25 protein-coding genes, 1 other RNA gene and 1 pseudogene are annotated in these 23,198 nt (G+C 44.8%); 19 read left to right on the top strand and 8 right to left on the bottom strand.

All coding sequences use genetic code 11. The annotated features are described in order from the left end of the window. The first annotated feature begins 946 nt into the window (after window positions 1-946). From F6K57_RS06915 to F6K57_RS06885, 7 genes are all read left to right on the top strand, one after another. Window positions 947-1,315, top strand: coding sequence for a hypothetical protein (locus F6K57_RS06915; RefSeq protein ID WP_293020721.1), 369 nt, complete (start codon window positions 947-949; stop codon window positions 1,313-1,315). Between the two features lie 338 nt (window positions 1,316-1,653). Then, window positions 1,654-1,944 carry a hypothetical protein gene (locus F6K57_RS06910; RefSeq protein WP_293020722.1) on the top strand — a complete coding sequence of 97 codons (291 nt, stop codon included), beginning with the start codon at window positions 1,654-1,656 and terminating at the stop codon, window positions 1,942-1,944. Window positions 1,945-1,975: 31 nt separating this feature from the next. Continuing rightward, on the top strand, window positions 1,976-2,125 hold the full coding sequence (locus F6K57_RS06905) for a hypothetical protein (RefSeq protein WP_293066025.1): 150 nt from the start codon (window positions 1,976-1,978) through the stop codon (window positions 2,123-2,125). A 78-nt stretch (window positions 2,126-2,203) separates the two neighbouring features. Beyond that, window positions 2,204-3,298, top strand: coding sequence for a hypothetical protein (locus F6K57_RS06900; protein WP_293066022.1), 1,095 nt, complete (start codon window positions 2,204-2,206; stop codon window positions 3,296-3,298). Further along, complete coding sequence (locus F6K57_RS06895) at window positions 3,295-4,140, top strand: phage baseplate assembly protein V (protein ID WP_293020726.1); 846 nt, start codon at window positions 3,295-3,297, stop codon at window positions 4,138-4,140. Before F6K57_RS06900 ends, F6K57_RS06895 begins: the two co-directional genes overlap by 4 nt. Further along, on the top strand, window positions 4,140-4,463 hold the full coding sequence (locus F6K57_RS06890) for a hypothetical protein (protein ID WP_293020727.1): 324 nt from the start codon (window positions 4,140-4,142) through the stop codon (window positions 4,461-4,463). Before F6K57_RS06895 ends, F6K57_RS06890 begins: the two co-directional genes overlap by 1 nt. A 50-nt stretch (window positions 4,464-4,513) precedes the next feature. Continuing rightward, window positions 4,514-4,672 carry a hypothetical protein gene (locus F6K57_RS06885; protein WP_293020729.1) on the top strand — a complete coding sequence of 53 codons (159 nt, stop codon included), beginning with the start codon at window positions 4,514-4,516 and terminating at the stop codon, window positions 4,670-4,672. A gap of 3 nt (window positions 4,673-4,675) precedes the next feature. Here the strand turns inward: F6K57_RS06885 and F6K57_RS06880 are convergent, their stop codons facing one another. After that, window positions 4,676-4,804, bottom strand: coding sequence for a hypothetical protein (locus F6K57_RS06880; RefSeq protein WP_293041541.1), 129 nt, complete (start codon window positions 4,802-4,804; stop codon window positions 4,676-4,678). 402 nt (window positions 4,805-5,206) lie between these two features. Beyond that, entirely contained in the window at window positions 5,207-5,671 is a 465-nt protein-coding gene (locus F6K57_RS06875; protein ID WP_293020733.1) for an SET domain-containing methyltransferase, read from the bottom strand. 732 nt (window positions 5,672-6,403) lie between these two features. On the opposite strand from F6K57_RS06875, the gene F6K57_RS06870 reads away from it, so the two are divergent. Next, window positions 6,404-6,784 carry a GPW/gp25 family protein gene (locus tag F6K57_RS06870; RefSeq protein WP_293020735.1) on the top strand — a complete coding sequence of 127 codons (381 nt, stop codon included), beginning with the start codon at window positions 6,404-6,406 and terminating at the stop codon, window positions 6,782-6,784. A gap of 1 nt (window position 6,785) precedes the next feature. Then, window positions 6,786-9,293 (top strand): putative baseplate assembly protein, encoded by a 2,508-nt coding sequence (locus F6K57_RS06865; RefSeq protein ID WP_293066017.1) that lies wholly within the window; start codon window positions 6,786-6,788, stop codon window positions 9,291-9,293. Window positions 9,294-9,599: 306 nt separating this feature from the next. Here F6K57_RS06865 and mgtE read toward each other — a convergent pair whose 3' ends face one another. Continuing rightward, window positions 9,600-10,991 (bottom strand): magnesium transporter, encoded by a 1,392-nt coding sequence (gene mgtE / locus F6K57_RS06860; RefSeq protein ID WP_293066013.1) that lies wholly within the window; start codon window positions 10,989-10,991, stop codon window positions 9,600-9,602. Window positions 10,992-11,403: 412 nt separating this feature from the next. On the opposite strand from mgtE, the gene F6K57_RS06855 reads away from it, so the two are divergent. Next, on the top strand, window positions 11,404-11,550 hold the full coding sequence (locus tag F6K57_RS06855; RefSeq protein WP_293066010.1) for a hypothetical protein: 147 nt from the start codon (window positions 11,404-11,406) through the stop codon (window positions 11,548-11,550). 201 nt (window positions 11,551-11,751) lie between these two features. Here the strand turns inward: F6K57_RS06855 and F6K57_RS06850 are convergent. Beyond that, a pseudogene (locus tag F6K57_RS06850) lies at window positions 11,752-12,999 on the bottom strand (RNA-guided endonuclease TnpB family protein). A 270-nt stretch (window positions 13,000-13,269) separates the two neighbouring features. Between F6K57_RS06850 and rnpB the strand changes: the two are divergent. From rnpB to F6K57_RS06835, 3 genes are all read left to right on the top strand, one after another. Then, window positions 13,270-13,714, top strand: an RNA gene (rnpB, locus tag F6K57_RS06845) — RNase P RNA component class A. Window positions 13,715-13,908: 194 nt separating this feature from the next. Beyond that, the gene (gene rnc / locus F6K57_RS06840; RefSeq protein WP_293055154.1) at window positions 13,909-14,622 is read left to right on the top strand and encodes a ribonuclease III; all 714 of its coding nucleotides are present in this window, start codon (window positions 13,909-13,911) and stop codon (window positions 14,620-14,622) included. Next, window positions 14,619-15,857: a Gfo/Idh/MocA family oxidoreductase gene (locus F6K57_RS06835; protein ID WP_293066005.1), complete on the top strand. Its 1,239-nt coding sequence runs from the start codon at window positions 14,619-14,621 to the stop codon at window positions 15,855-15,857. The genes rnc and F6K57_RS06835 overlap by 4 nt, the downstream gene beginning before the upstream one ends. 27 nt (window positions 15,858-15,884) lie before the next feature. On the opposite strand, the gene F6K57_RS06830 is transcribed toward F6K57_RS06835, so the two are convergent. After that, entirely contained in the window at window positions 15,885-16,880 is a 996-nt protein-coding gene (locus tag F6K57_RS06830; protein ID WP_293066002.1) for a tyrosine-type recombinase/integrase, read from the bottom strand. A gap of 567 nt (window positions 16,881-17,447) precedes the next feature. Between F6K57_RS06830 and F6K57_RS06825 the strand changes: the two genes are divergently transcribed. Continuing rightward, complete coding sequence (locus F6K57_RS06825; protein WP_158069812.1) at window positions 17,448-17,609, top strand: hypothetical protein; 162 nt, start codon at window positions 17,448-17,450, stop codon at window positions 17,607-17,609. Between the two features lie 58 nt (window positions 17,610-17,667). Here F6K57_RS06825 and F6K57_RS06820 read toward each other — a convergent pair whose 3' ends face one another. Continuing rightward, entirely contained in the window at window positions 17,668-18,360 is a 693-nt protein-coding gene (locus tag F6K57_RS06820) for a GIY-YIG nuclease family protein (RefSeq protein WP_293066068.1), read from the bottom strand. A 4-nt stretch (window positions 18,361-18,364) separates the two neighbouring features. Between F6K57_RS06820 and F6K57_RS06815 the strand changes: the two genes are divergently transcribed. The 4 genes from F6K57_RS06815 to F6K57_RS06800 all read left to right on the top strand — a co-directional run bounded on the left by F6K57_RS06815 (window position 18,365) and on the right by F6K57_RS06800 (window position 20,352). Further along, window positions 18,365-18,565 (top strand): CHAT domain-containing protein, encoded by a 201-nt coding sequence (locus F6K57_RS06815; RefSeq protein ID WP_075903926.1) that lies wholly within the window; start codon window positions 18,365-18,367, stop codon window positions 18,563-18,565. Between the two features lie 22 nt (window positions 18,566-18,587). After that, complete coding sequence (locus F6K57_RS06810) at window positions 18,588-18,767, top strand: hypothetical protein (protein ID WP_143727848.1); 180 nt, start codon at window positions 18,588-18,590, stop codon at window positions 18,765-18,767. 108 nt (window positions 18,768-18,875) lie between these two features. Next, window positions 18,876-19,553, top strand: coding sequence for a hypothetical protein (locus F6K57_RS06805; protein WP_075903925.1), 678 nt, complete (start codon window positions 18,876-18,878; stop codon window positions 19,551-19,553). Next, window positions 19,531-20,352 (top strand): hypothetical protein, encoded by an 822-nt coding sequence (locus tag F6K57_RS06800; protein ID WP_075903923.1) that lies wholly within the window; start codon window positions 19,531-19,533, stop codon window positions 20,350-20,352. Before F6K57_RS06805 ends, F6K57_RS06800 begins: the two co-directional genes overlap by 23 nt. Window positions 20,353-20,911: 559 nt before the next feature. On the opposite strand, the gene F6K57_RS06795 is transcribed toward F6K57_RS06800, so the two are convergent. Beyond that, window positions 20,912-21,352 (bottom strand): NUDIX hydrolase, encoded by a 441-nt coding sequence (locus F6K57_RS06795; RefSeq protein WP_293065995.1) that lies wholly within the window; start codon window positions 21,350-21,352, stop codon window positions 20,912-20,914. After that, window positions 21,342-21,794 carry a hypothetical protein gene (locus F6K57_RS06790; protein WP_293017942.1) on the bottom strand — a complete coding sequence of 151 codons (453 nt, stop codon included), beginning with the start codon at window positions 21,792-21,794 and terminating at the stop codon, window positions 21,342-21,344. Before F6K57_RS06790 ends, F6K57_RS06795 begins: the two co-directional genes overlap by 11 nt. Before the next feature lie 199 nt (window positions 21,795-21,993). Here F6K57_RS06790 and folD point away from each other — a divergent pair, with 199 nt between their 5' ends. After that, the gene (folD, locus tag F6K57_RS06785; protein ID WP_293065990.1) at window positions 21,994-22,857 is read left to right on the top strand and encodes a bifunctional methylenetetrahydrofolate dehydrogenase/methenyltetrahydrofolate cyclohydrolase FolD; all 864 of its coding nucleotides are present in this window, start codon (window positions 21,994-21,996) and stop codon (window positions 22,855-22,857) included. Window positions 22,858-23,198 lie beyond the last annotated feature (341 nt).

Below are 23,198 nucleotides of genomic sequence, written 5' to 3'. Positions count from 1 at the left end.
GAAGTATTCCATTGCTTTGAGGTAAGCATTCAGCGGTCAGCGGTCAGCCATTAGCCAAGAGCGTAGCGTGCGCATAGCGCATAAGCTGAATACTTACGTCAGAATAAGCTGTACTTATCGTGATTAACTGTACTGATTAGATACTGTGAAGTACCCCAACCTGCTTGACCTTTGGTCACGCTACGCGAACGCTGAGGTTGGGGCTTCCCGCTCTCAGGTCAGTTCAGGGAGGGTCTTATTCGTCTTTCGGGTTTCCCGCACGCGTCCCCGATGCCTCAAAGGCGCGCTTTCCAATGGCGAATTGAATTACGGGGTCGCGCCTCAAGCTAGAATTGGTCGTTGACGAGGCGTCCACAGGCAGACGTCCGCCTTCTATAGACCTATAACTTTTACGATAGACTTACCATGGAATTAGAGCTCGATGGCTAACCAGCTGGGGCAAGTCTCTTCCCTGAGCTCTGCGCTTTACTTTGTATACCTATAGGTCTAAAACAAGGCGCTTGATATCTAGACATTTTCTTAGGTAGCCTTTTCGTCGGTCAGGCGGGTCAGCAACCATCTTAATTATAACCTCAATCGTTGTGAGTCGCAAGTTATCGTTTCGCTATCCATCCCGGATGGATAGCGAATTTTGTTAAAGTTACGTTTTTATTTAGTAGTTTAATTGAATTTAAACTAATTCATAGTTTGTTGACACTCCGGCAAGTTAGTAGTAACCTACTAAAGGAAAAATAAATTAACCTATAGTTGACAGTGGCTCCCAGGTCAGCTGAGACTTTTCCCCTGTAGAAGGCTAAAGCAATTAGCCAATTGGAGCCAAGTCACTGAATCACTTAGTAGGATTACTTTTGTCCGAATACCGGTTAAATCAGTCTCGATTAATAGACTGATAAACAAACCTAAGTACTGTCGAATACAACTGACAATTACGGAAAAGGAAAGACAAATGAAACGTATTATGCAAGCCATGTTGGCAATAGTGTTTGCCCTGGTCGCGGTCTTGAGTTTACAAGTTGGTCATGCTTATGCTCAAGATGTCTCCCCTCAAGAGGTAGAGGTTGTTTATGAATACGGTTGGTTTACCGTAAAAGCTGAAGACTCTAAGGAAATAAATGTTATTCAAGATCGCCCACTTGATTTCGATCTCGTAGACAAAGGTGATGAGGGCTCAACCGTTTTTGTTTTTCATGGCTGCGGTGCTTATAAATTAGAACCTAGAGATTATATCTATCCAACCTGTGAGCATCCATCTTCAAAGGTCATTTTTGCCAACGGTGGCCCTGATGATGTAGACATTAAGATTTTCCCACAGTAATAGTTAGTCGGAATGGGAGCAGGTCACTTATGCAGAGCATTTTTAGTAAAGCTATAGCCCCCTCATTGGTTTTAGCTTGCTCTGATAGTATAGAGTTTATATGTTGTTCTGCAACTTTGACCTGCTCCCGGCAATTTATGCTGCCTGTTTTGGGAGCAGGTCAAATTGGCAGAACAAATGAACTACTTGACAAAAAGACTGGGTAATGTAAACAACTGTATTTTTTTTCAATCCATGTCTTGATGCAAAGCGCGAGTGGGGGAAACCCCCGCATGAAGGCGCTGCATCGCTAGAGAAATGCTAAGCTATTATGCATTTAAATTGGAAGTTTTGAAGCTATGTTCCAAGCCACTAGCCGTTACTACAATCTAGAAACAGCCACCTTCACCAGCTCAGATAATCGAGTAATTTCCTACAAGCGTCGGCGCTTTCTACCTCAGGGGGAAACCTTGTCCTTACTTGTAGAAGTAACCGTTACAGAAGGCGATCGCTTAGATCTAATTACCGACAGCAATCTCGGTGATCCAGAACAGTTTTGGCAAGTGTGCGATGCCAACAATACCATGAATCCCTTTGACCTCACCGCAGAACCAGGCAAAGTCTTAAGAGTTCCCCAGCCGCAGTTGTAGAAAATACCGACAGAGAGGGAAGTGTGGGGAGATGGGGAGATGGGGAGATGGGGAGATGGGGAGATGGGGAGATGGGGAGATGGGGAGATGTCCCTGTTCCCTGTTCCCTGTTCCCTATTCCCGACTCCCGACTCCCTATTCCCTATTCCCGACTCCCGACTCCCGACTCCCGACTCCCTAAAACCAAAGACGAAAGTACCTCACCCAATGTACAATGGTAAAATTAGGCATTCAACTCACGGTACTAATTGGTTCAACAGTGCCCAAGCCAGCGTCTTCGGTGCTAATCGAATCCCTAGCTAACGTTGAAGTTACCCATTCTGCCCAAGAGCGTTCTGGCTTTCAACTGCGCTTTCGAGCTGGTCGCAGTGCCAGTTTGGTAGAGCGGGATTATCCTGTGCTAAAAAGTGGAGAGCTCAAACCCTTCAACCGAGTAATTCTGGTGGTCATCTTCAACGGTAAGCCTCAGGTGTTGATGGATGGCGTGATTACTCACCAGCAGCTCTTGCCCAGTAATAATCCTGGGGAATCTAGCATCGTGGTGACTGGGGAAGATGTCAGCGTGATGATGGACTTAGAAGAAAAGATTGTTGAGCACCCAGCCCAGAACGAAACGATAATTGCTAATAAAATTATCGCTAGCTATGCCAAATATGGTCTTATCCCCCAAGTCATTCCGCCACTGACCGACAAACCTCCCTTACCGACGGAGCGCATCCCTGTTCAGCATGGCACTGACTTGGACTACCTTCTGAAAATGGCAAGGCGTCATGGTTATGTTTTCTACATTACTCCAGGACCAGCACCTGGAACTAACACGGCCTATTGGGGACCCCCGAAACGCTTGGGATTACCCCAGTCTGCCCTTTCGGTGAATATGGGCTCGAATACTAATGTGGAATCGATCAGTTTCGAGTACAATGCCCTTGCCGCTACTACGGTGTCTGGACAAGTGCAAGACCGGGATACCAACAAAGTCAAATCCCTAGACATTTCCTCTAGTAAGCTTTTCCCCCTAGCCCAAACCTCAGCCTTGAAACAGTCTCAAGTTCGGACAGTGGTTCCCAAACCCATCCAGGGGTTGAGTGAATCTCAAGCTAAGGCGTTTGCTCAAGGGATAACCGATACATCCTTAGATGACGTAGTGGTAGCGGAAGGGACCTTGAATGCTCTAGAGTACAACGGTATCCTCCAAGCTGGTGCTCTTGTGGGTGTGCGAGGGGTAGGCAATCAGTATGATGGGTTTTATTATGTTAAAAGTGTGACTCATCAGCTCCAAACGGGACAATATAAGCAGCAATTCGTCCTAACCCGTGAAGGATTGGGTTCGACAACGTTAGCAGTAGTACCATGAAAGAATTTTTTGGCAAATATCGTGGCACAGTGACTGGGAATAAAGACCTGATGTACCTTGGTCGGATACAGGTGAGTGTACCAGCAGTATTAGGTGACGGTCGCCAAAGCTGGGCAATGCCCTGTGTTCCCTATGCTGGAGCTGATGTCGGCTTTTTTGCGATTCCGCCAGTGGGAGCAAATGTCTGGGTGGAATTTGAAGGAGGCGATCCCGATTACCCGATTTGGACTGGTTGCTTCTGGGGCAAAGGTGAGCTACCGGCAAATGCGAAAGTGCTTGACCCAGAGAAAGTGCAAGTCTTTAAAACTGATGGAATTACCTTCACTCTCAGTAATTTTGGGACTACCAAAGGGTTGACCATTGAAGTGGCTAAACCAGTGGTATCTAATCCGCTGACTTTAGTGTTTGATGATAACGGGATTGAAATCAATAACAATAGCAAAACCATCGCGAAGTTAACAGCAGAAACCATTGAGTTAAGCAATGATGCGTCTACGGTTACCCTGGCTGTTGATAATATTCAAATCAAAGAAGATGCGGTTGAAATTAAGCTAACTAAAGACAGTATTGATTTAAAAAATAGCTCCTCTACTGGTAAGTTAGCCAAAGATAGTATTCAATTAAGTAAAAGTCCAGCAGTGATAAAACTATCCTCATCAGGGGTAGAGATTAATAACTCTCCAGCAGCGGCCAAACTATCCTCATCAGGAATCGAACTTAGTAACTCTCCAGCAACAGTAAAGCTAGCTCCTTCGGGAATTGAACTGAGTAATGGTGCTGCTAATGTTAAACTTTCACCTGCTAGCGTGAATATTAATAATGGCGCGTTGGAGGTGATTTAATGCCTGGTTTTGTGTTATCTCTTGCTAACAAAATCTTGTGTGCTCATGGCGGACAAGTCCAACCGATGGTTCCCAATCCCCGGGTCAAAATAATGGGTCAACCAGTGCTTACCCAAGCTCCCACCTATGTGGTGGCTGGTTGTGCCAATCCTCCTCCACCGGCCAATGTTGGTCCTTGCTTGATTGCATCCTGGATTACTGGTTCAGTGCGAGTCAAGGTGATGGGAATGCCAGTGCTGTTGCAAGATTCTCAGGCAACTTGTGTACCTACGGGTACTCCAGTTACTGTTATCCCGATGCCAGGTCGGGTTAAGGGAATGTGATCTGTCTTTGTTTGGTTGTTCGCGAAGCGTGGCCAATAGGCCAAAGTTGTTTGGTTGTTCGCGAAGCGTGGCCAATAGGCCAAGGTGGTTTGGTTAAAGGTGGTTTGGTTGAAGGTTGTGTGGTTGAAGGTTGTGTGGTTGAAGGTTGTGTGGTTGAAGGTTGTTTGGTTGAGGGTAAACCCTACCTCAATCAATCCTCTTGCTATTAGGCACTAATCGATTGGCTTTTGGGCCACGCTACGCGAATGGTCACGCTTCGCGATGAAGCGAACGCGCCCCGCGTGGCCAAAGGCCTCAGCTTCCGCTAAAAGCGATCGCATCGAATTTATTATCGCAGTCATCAATAACTATACCGATACTGTCCTACAGCAGTTAACTAATAAGAGCCAATTGGAATGGCGTAAGCATCGAACTAATCCCAGTAATAAATAACTATTCCGATACTGTCCTAGAAAAATTGACTACTAATAGAATAGTGCAATTGGCTACCCATCGCACTAATCGAAGTCATCAACAACTATTTCGATACTGTCTTAGAGCAGTTGACTACTAATAGAATAGTATTGCCATTGACCTTGGCCTTTGGGCCACGCTACGGGAACGCATCCTGAAGGGGCGACAATTCGCCTGCAAGCTTTGTGTGGTAAGGGTTCTAGTTGGTAATATCATGTCCGGAAATTTAGTGATAAGCAACCATCTCCGATTAAACCTTACTCACCCATATACAAACGCTATAGCATTGCCTATTTCTCTAATAATTTTGCATAATAGGGAGCCAAGAAACCTCGATACTTCTCCAAAATCTGATCGGATAAAAATTTACCACCATTAATAGAGCCTCTACAGATATTGCTTTGACAATTACAATTAGGCACAGCAATTGAAATCCATTCAGACATACAATAATCAAAAGTCACTTCTTCTCCTTGGATAATCTCTTTCATTGCCACTAGACTGTATCCATTGAACTCATTCAATTTAATTCCACAATTAGGATCACAGGAATGATTTACAAGCTCAAAAGGCTCATCCATTCTCACATGAGTATTTATGTCCATTTGCAAAGTCTGCCAAGTCCTTTCTGGCGACTTTGCAACTGGCTTACCTACTAAAACAATTTCCCCTACATCGAATTTTTTATCTGCGAAAACCCCTTTTCCTTTATTGTGAGTCTTTACAACACTTACATGGGAGAAATAATTGATCATATTAATCAATTTTATGGTAAACTATCATCACCAATACTTTATCACAGTTCATGTCCGGACTATTGCCCATAATTGCAATTCTGTAAAAGCCATCGTTTCCTGAGGGGGTGAAAATTCTCCTGCAAGCGTGTAGTAAGGGTTTCAGTTGGGTTACCTTTGAGAAGATGTCCCCAGGGATGGCCATCCCAATTAAACTTGACCAACGAAAAAATTAGGTTTCAAGACTTTGCGTACGCAAATAGAGGCGTTAATTAACCTGTCAATTAACCCAATCTTTTTTGGAATAGCATGGCTCAAAAGCTTACCCCAACCCGTTTTTAACCTGCTTGTTACCCCCTCACCATCATATCATACTCAGGACTTACGCAAGCACGCTATATATAGCGTGCTTGCGTAAGTCCTGAGGGAGTAGGGAGTAGGGAGTAGGGAATCGGGAGTAGGGAATATGGCATCAAAAATTATCACAATTGATTTAGGTACCCTGTAGAACACAATTCAAGCCCCAAATAGCAGCAAAGTAGTCGATAAATTATTAAGATTTGTGAATGCGATCGCTTCAATAGTTTTCCAGAAAACTCCCAAAATCCTTGATTTTCCCTAGAGAGCCCTGGAGCAGTAACAAAACCCAACCAAACCCTTGCCAGAGTTGGGTTTCACTATGTTCAACCCAACTCAACCCAACCTGGGAAGCCAGATCAACTCACTTAGGGAGCAGGCTATAGTGAATGAGTTGTGGTCAGAGCTATCTATGTAGCAATGGAGATAGGCTATCCTTTCCAAATCGATGGGCGGAGGCGGACAGCAGAGGCTACCTCTGAAGAACACATCCCTCAGCTGATGGAACAATTACTGTTTACGTCCCCAGGAGAACGGGTCAACCGTCCTACCTTGGGCTGCAGTCTGATGCAGCTGGTCTTTGCTCCGAATAGTGAGGAACTGAGTACTGCGGTTCAGTTTCTGGTTCAAGGGTCGTTGCAGCAGTGGTTAGGGGAGTTAATTCAAGTCGAGAGGGTGCAAGTGGAGAGTGAAGATACTAAATTGCGAGTCACAGTGCAGTATGTGATTCGGCGTAATCAACAGCGTCAGGTAACTGAGTTTGAGCGAGGTTTGTGATATGACAGACTTGGTAACAGCTGAACACATGTTCCGACACCAACGCCGGATCGCTCTTAGTCGTCAAACTAAACAGATCGGGCTGGATTACATTCAGGTGGAATCACAACAGACACCGAATGAACCGAATAAGTGGGCGCTAAAGCTTCATTTTGTACCAGCTTCCACACAAGCAACCCAGGAAGTGCTCTCAAACCTGACCTCTAGAAATATTCGCATCACTAGAGGTACGGCGGTTACAACTACTGATGTTAGGCTCCTGGAAATCCAACCACCTAGTGGGAATGTGCTGACGCTGTTGGTGGAATACAAAGCTCCTACTAAGTCCCAGGTTAGTGATTTATCTACCTATACGCTACAACTGGTTAATATTAGCAACCTCGATCCGTTTTTTGAGCGGGTCAATTTTTCCTTCAAACGTCCAGACCAAGTTACCTTTGACCCCCAGCCAGTATCCTCAAGTGATATAGAAACCCTGTCGGTACCGGAGATAGATTACTTAGCTAAAGACTATAGCAGCTTTCGGCAATTAATGCTCAACCGCTTGTCGGAAGTGATGCCTCAATGGCTAGAGCGAAATCCTGCGGATTTAGGGATTGCGCTGGTGGAAGTATTGGCCTACTCTGCTGACTACCTCAGTTACTATCAGGATGCTGTAGCTACTGAAGCCTACCTTGGTACAGCTCGCCGCCGCACGTCTGTACGCCGCCACGGCAGGCTGGTAGATTACGTGTTGCACGAGGGCTGCAATGCTAGAGTCTGGGTGCAGGTAGCAGTAAATGTTAATGAGGGGCTGCTAGAAAACGGAACTCTTGGAGACATTGGAACTCTTCTAGAACAAGGAACTCTTCTACTAACCCATGTTTCTGGTCAAGGGTCGGTAATCGATCCTAATTCTTCTGCTAAGAGTGAGGTCTTGGCTCAAGGGGCAAAAACCTTTCAAACCCTACATTCCCAGGAACTATTTGCTGCCCACAATGAGATTAAATTTTATACCTGGGGAGCAAGGGAATGGTTTCTGTCGAAGCAAGAGACCAAAGCAACATTAATGGGACATCTGGCTTTGCAACCAGGGGATGTGTTGATCTTTGAAGAGGTAAGAGACCCAAACACTGGTTTAAGGGCTGGGGCTAACCCCCAAAACCGTCATCCAGTACGGTTAACTAAGGTAACTCCCACAGAAGACCCCCTTGGTGGTCAATTTCATCATCCCCCAACTGATCAGCCAGTAGATATTACTGAGATTGAATGGCACCCCCAGGATGCTCTGCCTTACCAACTATGGCTAGCAACTCTGAGTAGCACTGGCCCAATCACAGATATCACAGTGGCTCGGGGGAATATTGTTTTGGCTGACCATGGCGAGCCTTATCCTAAAGAGGGGACAGAGATACTGCCCACTATCCCAACCATTGGTCGTTATCGTCCCAAGTTGTCTCGCACTGGTCTCACCCACAGTGTGCCTTACAACCACCAGCAAGCAATTCTGGAAGCGGTGGCAACAACGGTTGTTCAAGACCCCCGTTCGGCAGTGCCTCAGATCAGTTTACAATCGGATACTGGTGAAACCTGGTTGGTGCAGCGTGACCTATTGAATAGTGACCGATTTGCGGCGGATTTTGTGGTGGAAATGGAGAGTGATGGCACTGCTTATCTGCGCTTTGGTGATAGTGTTCAAGGCAAGCAACCTAGTCCAGATTCCCAGCTGATGACCAGCTACCGGATTGGTAATGGTTTGGTGGGTAATGTGGGACTTGATGCGATCGCTCATCTGGAACCAGTCACTAGTGATGCCTATGCGGAATTGGTCAAACAGGTGACTGGAGTAAGGAATCCTATCGCAGCTCAAGGGGGAATTGACCCGGAACCGATTGAGCAAGCACGGTTATACGCTCCCCAAGCCTTCCGAACCCCTGAACGCTGCGTGACCGAATCCGACTATGCCACTACCATCCAGCGTCATCCAGAAGTCCAAAAAGCAGCAGCTCAGTTGCGTTGGACAGGGAGTTGGTATAGCGTATTTATTGTTGTGGATCGGTATAGTGGTAGACCGATTGATGCCCAATTTAGGGAAGAGCTACTGGCTTTTATGGCTCCCTATCGGTTAATGGGTCATGATATCGAAATCCAGGCTCCCTATTTTGTTAATCTCGATATTGCTTTGACAGTACATGTCTTGCCTAACTATTTCCAGAGCAGTGTGAAGCGATCGCTTATGGAAACCTTCAGCAACACAGACTTAGCGGTCGGTCAACGGGGTTTCTTCCATCCTGACAATTTTACCTTCGGTCAAGCGGTCTATCTTAGCCAAATTGTTAACCAAGCCATGGCAGTGCCTGGGGTTGACTGGGTTGAGCCAACCCGCTTCCGTGAGTGGGGACAAACCGATCGAGGGGAATTGGCAGCAGGTCAAATCTTGATTGAGCCATTAGCTGTTGCTCGTTTGGATAATAACCCCGATACTCCTGAAAATGGCAGAAGTCAGTTTTATTTACAAGGCGGTTTGTGATTAGAGGGCTAGAAAGACGAGTGGCAGGTTTAACTCCAATTACTGCATGACCACTCCTCCCTCAGGCAACAATAAATTGCACCTTGACCGTTTTGTACGGGTTCATCCCGATTAATTACGGTTTAAGAGTATCTCCTCAAAACCTTAATAACTCAAGGGTTACGACTTATTCAGCTCGCCCTAATTATAAATTTAATAATACAGTTAATTTTAGCGATTTGCGACAATTTTAAGTACAAATTATGGTTTTTTGTTGCCTGTTGACTGTTCCCTGTGCCCTGTTCCCTGTTCCCTTTAGCATGCATGCTAAAGCCCTAAGACTGATTTAGCAATATTGAAATAAATCAGCACACCTAAGACATCAACAACTGTTGTAATGAATGGTGCGGACATCAGAGCTGGGTCTAAGCCTAGGTGACGGAACAGAAACGGTAGGGCTGAACCGGCAATTGATGCTAAAAGTGCGATCGCAATCAGACTCACTCCCACCGATAGGGCAACTGAAAAATCTCCTTGTAACCAGTAAGCCCATCCAGTAGCCATTGTACCCAAAATTACTCCTAGTAATAACCCCGCCAGTGCCTCTCGCCAAATCACTTGACCGGGGCCTAAGTCACGAATTTCATCAGTATTTAAGCCACGAATCACCACCGTAGAAGACTGAGCGCCCACATTACCACCAGTGCCAGTGAGTAAAGGGATAAAAGCTGCTAGGGCAACAACCTGCTGCAAAATAGACTCTTGAGACTTTATAATCGTACCCGTAACCGTATTAGTGAGTAACAAGACAAATAACCAAACTACCCGTCGGCGGGCAACTGTGAATAAATTGGTTTGAAAATAATTATCCCCCTCCGATTGGACACCACCACCAACCGCGTACATATCTTCTGTTGCTTCCTGCTCCAAGATATCAATCACATCATCCACAGTGACAATACCCACTAGACGCTGCTCCCGGTCAACCACTGGTACAGCCAGAAAGTCATAGCGTTGGATCATCCGTGCTACCTCTTCCTGGCCCGCATAGGTATAGACATATACCACATCACGAGTCATAATTTCACCCATGGTGGTCTCGGTGGCAGAAATCACCAAATCCCGCAGGGAAACAATCCCAGTCAAGTGTCGAGAGTTATCGGTTATATATAGGTAATATACGACTTCCGAGGCTTTGGCTAAGCTACGAATCTGCTCCAAGGTCTCGCTAACCGTCAAGTTTTCCTTGAGGGAAATATATTCAGGGGTCATGATTCGCCCTGCTGTTCCCTCCTCATACCCCAACAACAGGGCTGTCGCTCGGCGCTCCTTGGGACTTAACTGTGACTGCAAGCGTCGGACGACCTTAGCTGGTAACTCATCAAACAACCTGGCTCGATCATCTGGCGACATCTTATCTACGATATCCAGTACCTCCTGATGTTTAAACTTCTCAACTAGAGACTGTTGGACACTGGAGTCAAGATTTTCATACACCTCAATGGCCTCAGATTTAGACAATAAGCGGAAGGCAATCACTTGCATTGCTTCGGGTAATCCTTCAATCGCTTCCGCAATGTCTACTGGTTGTACTGGTACCAGCACTTGCTTAGCACCCTGAAGATTACCTTGCTCCAGCAGTATCTGCAGCTGAGAACGCACCAGCTGTCGCAGTTCACTACGCGAGATTGTCTGGAGGGAAATTTGGTTTTCAGTCAATGCAAACCCTCCTCTTGAGTAGGTTTTACTTGTTTTTCAGTGCTGACTCAAGTCTAGATGCTTTTGTACCTGCTCCAAGACTCATCGGTAATTGGTAATTAGTACTTGGTAATTAGTACTTGGTAATTAGTTTTATATCAATTTATTAAGAAATGTAAAATACGAACCATTTTTACTGCTAATCAGGTTTCAGTTAACTTAACCAAAGTTAACACAGTTATCAAAACCTTTGTTTCTTAATTGGTCACTGACGCAACTATCCTTTGGATTCCGATATTCACCAATGGCACTACTTGAAGCATTTTCCTCGAAGAGTATTGTCACCGCAATAGTTATTTGAAAGTAATCCCATCAAGCTAGATTTCCCTGTACCTGATCAAACCCGAAGGAAATTAATTTGTTAATAAAAATAGTGATATTCTTTCCCTTCTTACCCCTCTCTCCCTCTTCTGGTGTTACACCACTCAAATCCGATTGCTATCGATGGCCTTTTGGCCTTTTGGCCACGCTACGCGAACGGCCACGCTACGCGAACAGCTTGCCTAGTTTAGTAGTATAATTGTACTATTGACGTAGTTTTAGTTATAATGATATACACAAGCAATTATTATAAATTGCTACCATTAAAGGTTATTTACATTAGATTTGCGAGTCTAATTATGGTTGATTGTCTCAATGCGGCTCGCTACTTCATCGTAAAAGCTCACGTTGACATCTTCCCACCGCTAAATTGTAGATTATAGCGGGGGTACCTCGCGACTCACGACTTAGGTTTCTGTTTCCTTCTCCCCTTGGGGGAGTTTTTCGCACTAGCCTTCCGAGACTTACTCTCTTTCGCCGTAGGCGACGCTACGCGAACGGGTCTTACAGTCGCTCCACAGACTGACACGGCAAGCCCTGCCGCCAAAATATTAATTGATGCGTTGATATCGCGATTAGCCCGAAGGGCTACGCTACGCGAACATGGTGAGTGTTACAAGATGGGCAGTCCCATTCCCGGATGTTTAGTGGTAAAGATCCGACGCAATTCAAACATGCAGAACACAACTTGCTACTGGGGAACCATCTATCAATCGAAACAGCTTTCCGGTTGTACCACTCTGACTTGTACTTAACCTGACGGATTATTTCTGCCCAATTAGCATCACTGATTACCTGAGCTAGTTTGTGATTTTTGACCATGTTTTTTACAGCTAAATCCTCAAACGCAATCAATTGGTTTTCTCTGACCAGTTGAGTGGTTAGCTTGTGAGTAAAATCTCTTCTAGCGTCCTTGATCTTTGCGTGTATCCTGGCCACCTTTAACCTTGCCTTTTCACGATTGTTAGATCCTTTTTGTTTTCGCGACAAAGCTTTTTGGTATTTACCCAGTCTTTTTTTGAGCCTTTTAAAATGCTTGGGGTTGGTAATTTTATCTCCGTCGCTGGTTGTAATTAGACTGGAAATTCCTAGATCAAAACCAATTTGTTTATCCGTTAAAGGCAAGCTCAAGTCTCTAGGGTCATTGAACCTAATTGAGATATGCCACCGTTCGGATTGATCTAAGCTGACTGTAACGGTACTTGGATTGCAGTTTGCAGGTAATTGACGACTCCAACGAATAGGCAAAGGTTCTTTGCATTTAGCAAGATAGATTTGACCATCTTTCCATTTAAATGCTGATTTTGTAAATTCTGCACTACCACCGTTGCGTTTCTTCTTAAAGTTCGGATACTTAGCACGACCTGCAAAGAAATTAGTAAAAGCATTTTGTAGATGCCTCAATCCTTGTTGAAGTGGAACACAACTGACTTCATTCATAAAAAACAAGTCATCCTGTTGTTTCCATCCTGTCAACCCATACGGAAGTTTCTTTATAACTAATTCGTTTTTGATGTTCGTACCATCCTTTTGTTCTAGCATCTAATGCTTTGTTGTAAACAAGTCTTACACAGCCTAGGGTTCTCCTCAACAGAGTCTCCTGTTCAGGGGTTGGGTATAAACGGTAACGGTAAGCTTTTTCTACCATGCTTACATTGTAAAGTATTCCTTGTGAAATGTTAACTAAACAAATTAGTCATTCTTCCTTGGAAAGGAAGACAGAAAGATGACAACCCTCTTAACAGTGTAATCCAACAAATTCTAGAGGATTAGCTTTTGCGTTCCCGTAGCGGTTCCAAGGCCCATTCCATTTCCCTAGTTGCTGCTCTTGGGACAGATAATGCTCTCTGCCTCTGGATTAACTCAAACTCCAGCAGCTAACAACCAACCCCTAATCAAGTCTAAACTAGAGTAGAGAGAAAGTAGGCGCAGGTGGTTGCGGATTCGCATTTTTCTGCGAGTCTGAGGAAAGTCCGGGCTCCCGAAAGACCAAACTTGCTGGGTAACGCCCAGTGCGGGTGACCGTGAGGATAGTGCCACAGAAACATACCGCCGATGGGAAGGATAAAGGTAGAAGGCTCCAGGATGAATCTATTCTTCCTGCCTTTTTCCTAATTCTTTCACAGGTAAGGGTGCAAAGGTGTGGTAAGAGCGCACCAGCAGCATCGAGAGGTGCTGGCTCGGTAAACCCCGGTTGGGAGCAAGGTCGAGAGGAACTACGGTTGGTCTTTTACCAGTTCCGGATATGGAGAACCGCATGAGGCGTCTGGTAACAGCCGTCCTAGATAGATAACCACCCTCTTTAGTAGCTTTTTCATTGTTGCTAGGGAGAACAGAACCCGGCTTATGTCCGACTTTCTCTCAATTTAGCTATAAGTCGTTAGTCATTAGACTTCTTGCAGAAGTAGGGAACAGGGAACAGGGAACAGGGAACAGTGGACAAGAATTGATCCAAACACTATCAGAAAACTACTTTTGCAAGAGGTCTATTAGTCATTAGTACTCCCAGACTCTGGTTAGTAACAAAGGACTTTCCGACTCACGACAACAGACAGCCATGACCATCAAAGACCCCCGTCGTCAGAAACAATTAGAGAAGTTAGTTCAAAAGTTAGGACTATCTAAAACTACAGCTGTGAATTGGTCGTTGCTAGATTTAGCACTGACTCACTGTAGTATTTCAGCAGAACACAACTATGAGCAGTTGGAGTTTGTTGGTGATGCTGTAATACGTTTAGCTAGCTCAGAATGGCTATGGGAAAATTATCCCAACTCTTCCGTTGGTGAGTTTGCTGCCATTCGTTCCGTACTGGTAAGCGATCGCATTCTGTCTCAACTCGCTCGCAGCTATGGTCTAGAGCGTTATTTACTGGTTTCCAATAGTGCCGCTGGGGACAAAGCTGGGGAAACATCCCGGTTAGCTGATGCCTTTGAAGCAGTATTGGGAGCATTATATTTAAGTACCCATACCCTAGAATTAGTCCGTCCTTGGCTAGACCCTCACTTACAAAAACTGACTACTGAAATTCGTCAAGACCCCGCCCGCCAAAACTACAAAGATGCTCTTCAGGAATGGACTCAAGCTCACTACAAACTGCTCCCAAAGTATCATCTGACGGAAAACCTACAAGTGCATGGGGCAAACAACCGCTTCACTGCCCAAGTTTGGCTACAAAATCGACAATTAGGTGAAGGTACAGGAAGATCGAAAAAAGCTGCGGAACAAGCAGCAGCCAAACAGGCATTTCTGGAATTGAGAGGGCAAAAATGAAACAAACTGGAGTAGCGATATTGGGAGCAGGTCGCTGGGGGAAACACTTGGTCAGGAATTTCTTGGCACACCCTGATGCTTGCTTAGTGGCAGTGGTTGATCCATACCCAGAAACCTTGGCAGCTATTAAAGATAAATATAACCTCGCTCCTGAGGTACGTTTGGCAACAGATTGGGAATCGATACGGGATCTACCGACAATTGAGGCAGTGGTAATTGCTACTCCAGCAGTTACCCATTACACCCTAATTAAGGATGCTCTACAGCAGGGGAAACACGTCCTAGCAGAAAAACCCTTAACCCTTGATGTAGCTGAGTGTCTAGAATTGTGCCACCTGGCTCAAGAAAAGCAGCTACAGCTCATGGTTGACCATACCTATCTATTTCACCCAGCGGTCAAGCGAGCTCAAGAGGTTGTCAACTCAGGATGCTTAGGAGACTTACGCTATGGATACGCCGCCCGTACTAACTTAGGACCAGTACGTCAAGATGTCGATTCTCTCTGGGATTTAGCCATTCACGACATTGCTATTTTTAACCATTGCTTAGGACAGCCACCTGTTCAAGTCCAAGCTACTGGTAGGGTGTGGCTACAGTTTCAAAAAGAGTTTCAAGTTAGCAACTTGCCGGTTGAAAGTTCTGAAGATAACCAAGGCTGCAGTCAATCACTTACCCCTCAACAACCCGATAACCTTCAACCTCCTAACCTTCAACCTCCTAACCTTCAACCTCCTAACCTTCAACCTGCCAACCTTCAACCTGCTAACCTTCAACCTGCTAACCTTCAACCCAATAACCTTAAACCTTCAACTCCTCAAGGATTAGCTGACTTAGTTCAGGTCACACTTACCTATCCCACTGGCTTCCAAGCATTCATTCATCTGTGCTGGCTCAATCCAGATAAACAGCGGCGGCTTGGGATTGTAGGAACACAGGGAACCTTGATTTTTGATGAAATGGTTGCTCAAGCACCCCTAACTATTCAACATGGTTATTTTGAACAGAACGGGGAGTACTTTATCCCTGCTGGTCAACATCGTGAAGTTCTTGATCTCGAATCATTTGAACCACTTTATTCAGTATGCGATCGCTTTCTTAACAGTGTCCGCTTGTCCCAACCTTCATCAATATCATCTGGCTGGGTTGGTGCTCAATTGGTACACATTCTCAGTTGTTTAAGCCAATCCCTTCACCAAGGAGGAGTGCCAGTTACTGTTCCCCAGTTGCCAGAATAATTAGCTATTCATTGAACCTCTAGATGATCAAGACAGGTTAATGCCCAACTTCAATGCTGGATTATTTTCCCAGCGATCTGCTACATGGGCATAAATACAAGTTGTTCTGGGATCAGCATGTCCCAACAAATCTTGCACTTGGCGTAACTCAGCACCAGAACGGAGAGCTAACGTACCTGCCGTATGTCTCAAGCTATGGGCTGATATAGTTCTTCCTGGTGTTTGCTTAAGGTTAGTTTGCTCAAGATAACTATCCACAACTAGCCGAATCCCCCGCCGGGAAATCCGCTTGCCACCCGCCCTGTTTCCAACAGCTATAAATAAAGGACTCGATGGTTTGACCACTTCCCCATTTTCTGTCCTTGCTTCAAGATAAGCCATTAGCAAGTCAGCAAGATCTGGTGTTAATGGCACTATTCTAATATTACGCTTCCCTTCGACCCGAATTCCCAGATTACCCCCCTGCTTAACTACATCAGAGACATTTGCCCGATGTAACTCAATGCTACGGGGACCTTCCAATATCATGATTGCCAGCAGAAGTTTATCCCGCTTGGCCTTAAGGCTACCATCATTCACTATCGCTCCTAACAACTTTTCAACTTCAGGCTTTTCCAAATAGGTAATCCTTGCCGCCGGGTCCAGCTTTTCCCGTGGCGGTTTCACTCCAAGGGCTGGATTAATCGTAATCAGTCCTTTTTCCACAGCAGCTTGATAAAAACGCTTGACAACTGACAACTTTAGTGATACTGTTGCTGGCTTAAATTTTTTAGTTTCTACCATCCAGCGGCGGTAACGCTTAATGTCGTCTTTAGTAACTGCGGCTGGATGAAGATTTATGCGATCGCACCAGTTCACAAACTGCTGAACCTGGCGGCGGTAGGTATTGACGGTATCAGCTGCAGCATCTCCTGCTGCCACATCGATATCGAGGAAATCAGCAAAAGCTTCTAGTAGGTTTGCTGTAGTAATGGTCAGGTGGTCAGGTTGAGGGGTGATTTGGTTTGGGGTATGACTATCCACGGTGCCATTGGTGCCATTAACGTGAAGTTGTTAAGCATTTAATACTATTATAGCCTATTTAAGTACCGATAATCCCCCAACTCGGCGTTATACAAGCGTTTCTCAATGTAATACCAAATCCGTTTGTCAAAACCCCTTTATAAAAATCGACAAAATCTTTGTATGCCAGGAATCTATGGCTATGCGGATAAGGGGGGTATGGGAACAGGATTTGGTATAACTAATACTCCTGGGGATTAAGATGTTCGGAAGTCCTGGAAAGGTAAGTATAGCGACCGGGGAATCAGAAAGATTTGGCAAAGTATGCAGAAGAGGTGGGACTCAGTAAGCGCATTTCACCCCATCAGTTGCGTCACTTTCTGCTCACTTGGTTGAAAAAAACAAGGGATTGATGATGCCCTCATCCAACCCTATTCCGGGCATTCTTCTCGACAGTCATTGGAAGTGTATTCAAGACTGAGTATAGGGGAAGTTCAAGAAATTTATGACCAAGTGATGGTGAAGTTTCTTGTATGAAAGGGTTTCAGGTACTTTGGCACTTCGTGATAGCTTCTCTAGCATTACGCCTTGAACGAGGATTTCAACAATGGAATTGATGCAGTGCTGGATGGTGTGGACTTTGAGGGAGGCATTAGAGCCTATGCCGACCTGATTGAAACGGCCTCAGGGAACAGCTGTTTTGTCCCTGCCCTGTTCATTGGCACCATTGGGTTGATAAATTCCGATTGATTGGGGATTGGATGGCGTGAACCACCTGGTGTCAATCTTGCTTTTGTTGGTCGCGCGTCTAGCGTATCAGGCTCCTTTGAGGTGTTCGTTCAAGTGGGAGTTGTTGATAACTATCAACCATCAATAAGTTTACTAGTCCTAACGAAAGTATTGTAATCACAGCTACAGAAAGCAGCATCATAAATAAAGCAGATACGGGATCAGCCAGAATCATAAGGAAAATAGATGAGGGATCAGTCAGATCAATAGGATTGCTTCGTCTACGCGAGGGTACATACGGTTTTTCTTCTGGTCTTGGTCGTGGTGGTCTTGGTTCTGGTTCTGGCACGCGATAGTTATCACTGTGCTTATACATCAGCCTTTTTACCCGAGAAAGTTCAACGTCGTTACTGAAATAAAACCATTCGGTACCTCCTCCGGCAGTGCTGGCATGAGATCGCAATATTGCATGGAGTTTAGACTCCACTTCACTCGGTCGGCTTGTTTCTATTACATATTCGATGGTCAAAGGGAAGTCGTTACCAGTTTGGAGTTCTTTCAGTCTTATCTCTGGACTCCTCTTTGTTTTTCCTATTTTGAATGCGCCGGTAAAGTGCCCACTACTAGGGTTTATCTTTGCTATTAGGTAGACGTATGGCAAGCCTAGGTTGTTCTCCTTTGTATCGTTCTTTAGCGATCGCAGTGACTGTGAAAGGCTCAGGGGAGTGAAGATTGACCGGGGCTGGTATCCGTTGTGATTACGGAACCTCACCAAGGTGGGTAGAGGGAGTTTGACACTCCCAAATCGGTATGACCTGTTCAAAGCTCTTTCTAGACTATACCGAATAAGGTTCCTACGAGGCAAGGTTACCAAGGCTGAAGCTCTGCGTCTTGCTCAACTGGAGCTGTTGCAGAGCGAGGCATTTAATCTCCCCCTTTACTGGTCGGCTTTTATTTTGCTGGGAAATTGGTTGTGAGAAGTAGGGAATAGGGTGTAGGGTGGCCAAACCTTCCATTTTCCGGAAAGTATCACAAACGACAACACAGCCACAACCCATTCTTGACCTTGAACGCCACAAAGGCAAGGCAGAAAAATTGCCAACGATTTCCGGAAAGCAATTCTCTATTCCCAAAAGACAACTTCTGGATGTTGGCGTAATGCTAGAGAAGCTGTCATGAAGTGCCAAAGTACCTGAAACCCTTTTATACAGGGAACTAACCGGCCTACCGGCTAAGAAGAAGTTTGCTATCCATGCATGTATAAAGGGTGCGCTTGTAGGTAGGCGAATGAATAGCATTAACGACTGGGTGTATGCTATCAAGAGGCTCAAGAAAAATGTGCCCAACAGCGAGGAAATAGAGTCCACGGAGAAAACTCCTGAACCACCCTCTGAAGAATCTCCCAAACCACCTTCTAAGTCCATGGCTAGCAGACTGAAAGAATTAAAGCAAAAGTTCACCGAATTAACCGGGGTTCCAGCTAATAAGAGATCAGCTTTACTCGTCTGCGAGGAAGGCTCACTTGAAGGCAGGCGGATGATGAGCATCGTAGACTGGGAACACGCGATCTCGCAGATCAAAAAGAGGTTGGTTGATGTGGACGAATCTACTCCTGTGGCAAGTCAACCCGAGCCGGAACAAGCAGCTACAGAAGAGTCCGAAATCAGGGTTGCATCTACTTACGAATTAATTTGCACTCAACCCGAGTACATTGCTGAAGCGATCGCAGAGGCTGAAATCAAAGTCGGAAATTACATGAAATTAATAAAAGTGTTCCATCCGGATAGCAGCAAACTTCCTAAGGATAAAGCTGAGTCAGTTTCCAAGATACTAAATAACGTAAGAGATAAATTGGAACAACAAGGTTATGATTTATCATCAGGACAACCACTCTCAAAAGAAGAGCAGATCGAAGATATCTTCAGAGACAACCCCTCTGACTATGGAGATTCTGGGGAATTCTAATGTCAAACTGTCAGAGGAAGAGCTGACGGATCGTATTGATTCATATTATGAATTGTTTCCCAAGGATTTTCAAGATGCGTTAGATTCGAGGCGTCATTACAGAGTAAAAGACGATCGCAGGTTTAGTCTCGTAAGCGAAAGAGAATTCGATGAAGTAATAAATTCAGTCAATCCTGCCTCCAAGCCAGGAACCATAGTCGTCGAATACAAAAAAGACTGGCTAACGATAGATGACATAAATGAATGTATAGTTACTCGTGGTTACATCGAACTAGCAGAAAAACATTTAGATGATTTTACTTTCTTTATTTTTGTTTCAAAAGGGGCTTCTAGAGAAGTAAAAAATGTGGCAAAGAGACTCAGTGAAAGATGTGGAGTAGAAATCAAACTGTACTCATATTTTGAATACCTGAAAGGTATAGCAAAGAATTATGCTAAGTGGTCTGTCGATCGCCATTCCGAACCAGACGTAGTGAAACTCATCTATGATATTTATTCGTTCTATAGATATTCTGATCAATGGTATACGTCCGTTATGTCTACCGTAAGAGACTCAAGGAAAAATTCGAGATCCGAAGATTTTAACAGTTCTTCGAGTGAGGCAGCTAGGAGAAAGTCCCTCAAGGAAGTAAGACAGCAATTCACTCAATTAACTGGTTTGCTCGCTAAGAAACGGTTCGCGCTCAAAGTCTGCAAAAAAGGATCTATAGATGACTTGCGGATGATTAGTATAGCAGACTGGGAACATGCGATAGCTAACATCGACCAGAAATTATTAGATATCGAGCGATATACCTAAAACAGCCCCTGCAATAAAACTAAAAAGATAGTTGACAATAGGTCTTTTTTTACCCCTATGCAAAAAAAACTCAGGTGTGTAAGCAGACCTGTCAACTTTATGTACTTGGAAATATAACCGATACATTACCTAGTTCTAATTCCAGGACTCAACTCTGTTCCTTTACCAGAATCCCGACAACGGAGCTACTTCCCACCAGACTCAAAACTATTGCGTAAAACTATTGTGTAAACAGGTCAACTGAAGTACCAATAACGCCCATTAAAGGAATTAATTATTTAATCACATTGCAATTAATCAATCGTTAACATCAAATTAGAACATCAAATTAGTGAGTACTAAAAAGCGATTGACCGTAGGTCACGCTACGCGAAGGCATTTCAGTGGCCGTTGTGCAGAGAGATGCCCAAAATAACAAAAAGGACAACAAGCATTCTTGATAATGCTTTGCTGTCCGTGAAGGGTTGAAGATTTAAGGTGATCCAGTTGTTCGCCTTTGACGTTCGGTGAAGGGTAGGTTATCCGGTTGTTCTTGCCCAGGTGTGCGGTATAGAGTAGCTTATACCAGGCTGGATCCCTTCTCCAGAAAATCCAGTAGAATACGCTGATGAGCAGGACCAAGGGGTCGCACCTGACCAGCCTTGGCAGAATAAGACTCGCCCTGACGAATCTGCTCAGGAGTCAACAAGCCCATATCCCAGCCTTCCCCTAAGACCAACTGTGAAAGTTCCACGGTCAGGGGTACTGCAAACACATGACGTAACACATGGGGTTCAGGATAATGGCCAAACAAAGATGCTGAGGGTAGTGCATAGCTAATTTCCTCCACCAATTCCCGCTTCAGAGCTTCGATAGGGGTTTCTCCGGGTTCGATGTGTCCCCCAAATAAACCCCACAAACCGGGGTAAAGAATACTAGGAATATTGTCCCGTAGCTGCATCAGGAACTGACCTTGCCGATAGAGAATAGCGATCGCTACTTGAACTTGCTTACTGCTCATCTGTTGGTGCTGGAAGTAAGGGGGACTTAGGTTGATAGACTTGCCGTTGTAGCTGCTCAAGCTCTTGAATAAATAATTCACCCAAATCTTGTCCAGCAATGGGAATGCTTTGAAATTGAGGCTTACCTTGGATCAAGACTTGATCACCGATATTGGGCAAAGTTCCCTGAGAGACTACCCAAATGGTACTAGTAGCATCCTGGAGTTCATAAGCATTCGCATCTAAAAGTGGTGCTTGATTAGTAACTTTACCCCGAAGGTAGACTGTATCGATAGTATTCTGATTTTGTGGTAGATCACGGATTTTTGTGACCTTTACACCAGGGTAGCTAATATTAAGCTGATGAATGCCATTATGGGCTAAGGGACTACAGCCAACAGTCCCGGCTCCTACAAGTAAAACCCAAAACGGTAAAAGAGTTGACCAATACTTAGTTGGCATATTGAAATCCTATGATGTTTTCAGTTGTCAGTTGCCAATGAACTCTGTTTGGAGGAGTGAAAAAGGAAGTAGGTTGAAACATAAATGTTCGTTCCCCAGCCTCAAGTAAGTCGCTCCATGCATCTACAGCATCTACAATGTTCTAACCCAAGTAGGCAGCATCTGTACACCCGTCTACACTGTTTAACCCAATTGACCAATGACCAACATACTCGATGGTAAGACCATAGCTAAAAAAATTCAGACCCAGCTGCAAGAACAGACACAGAAGCTGACGTTGAAACATGGACGACCACCTGGATTAGCAGTGTTGATGGTAGGTGACAACCCGGCTAGCGCTGCCTATGTTCGTAATAAAGAGCGTGCCTGTGCTAAAGTGGGCATTGCTTCTTTTGGTCGTCATTTTCCCAGTAACACGTCCCAAGCAGAACTCGAGCAAACCATTAACGCCCTCAATCAAGATCAGCGTGTAGATGGAATTCTGGTCCAGCTGCCCTTACCCGACCACCTAGATGCTGTTTCATTACTGCACCAAATCCATCCGGATAAAGATGTTGATGGATTACACCCTGTTAATCTAGGTCGTCTGCTCAGGGGAGAGCCTGGTTTACGTAGCTGTACACCAGCAGGGATCATGCACCTGTTGCAAGAGTACCAGATTAATTTGTCTGGTAAACAGACAGTAGTGGTAGGACGTAGTATTTTAGTAGGTAAACCTCTGGCACTGATGCTACTAGAAGCCAACGCTACAGTCACAATTGCTCATTCGCGCACCCAAGATCTGGGGGAGCTGACACGTCGCGCTGATATTTTAGTAGCAGCCGTCGGAAAACCTCAACTGATTACCAGGGACATGGTAAAACCAGGTGCTGTCGTAATTGATGTTGGTATCAATCGCGTTAGTGATCAACAAGAAAAATCTCGTCTTGTAGGAGATGTCCACTTTGACTCTGTTCAGGAAACTGCCCGATATATTACCCCTGTCCCTGGTGGCGTAGGACCGATGACAGTGGCTATGCTACTAAATAACACGATCCTTAGTTATACAAATAGGTATTCTTGAACAGTTTTGCTCTGGTTAAAATTGACAACAATCAATCAATAAAACCGTTGTTTATGATTAAAATAATTTCAGTTTACAGCAGGCTAGGTCAACAAAAGAACTAATTAAGAAGACTGAAAGCTATAAAATATAAGATTATTATAAATCTGTGTTGTTTGTTTAAGAATAGATTAAATGTTGGGTTTGAGAGGGTTAGACTTTAGTTTAGCGCCACTGATAAATTTCAAAACTCGACAATCCTAAGTACCATCAGTAAAGAGTTTTGTCCATAAAACGAGAAGCAGGAGAATTAGAGAAGGTTCTTTCAAGAAGACCCCCAGCCCCGTAAAATTGTTAGAGGA

It is taken from the genome of Moorena sp. SIO4A5 (genome assembly GCF_010672005.1).
Taxonomy (GTDB): domain Bacteria; phylum Cyanobacteriota; class Cyanobacteriia; order Cyanobacteriales; family Coleofasciculaceae; genus Moorena.
Note: the sequence above shows the minus strand (reverse complement) of the source record. Positions and strands in the feature narration are given on the sequence as shown.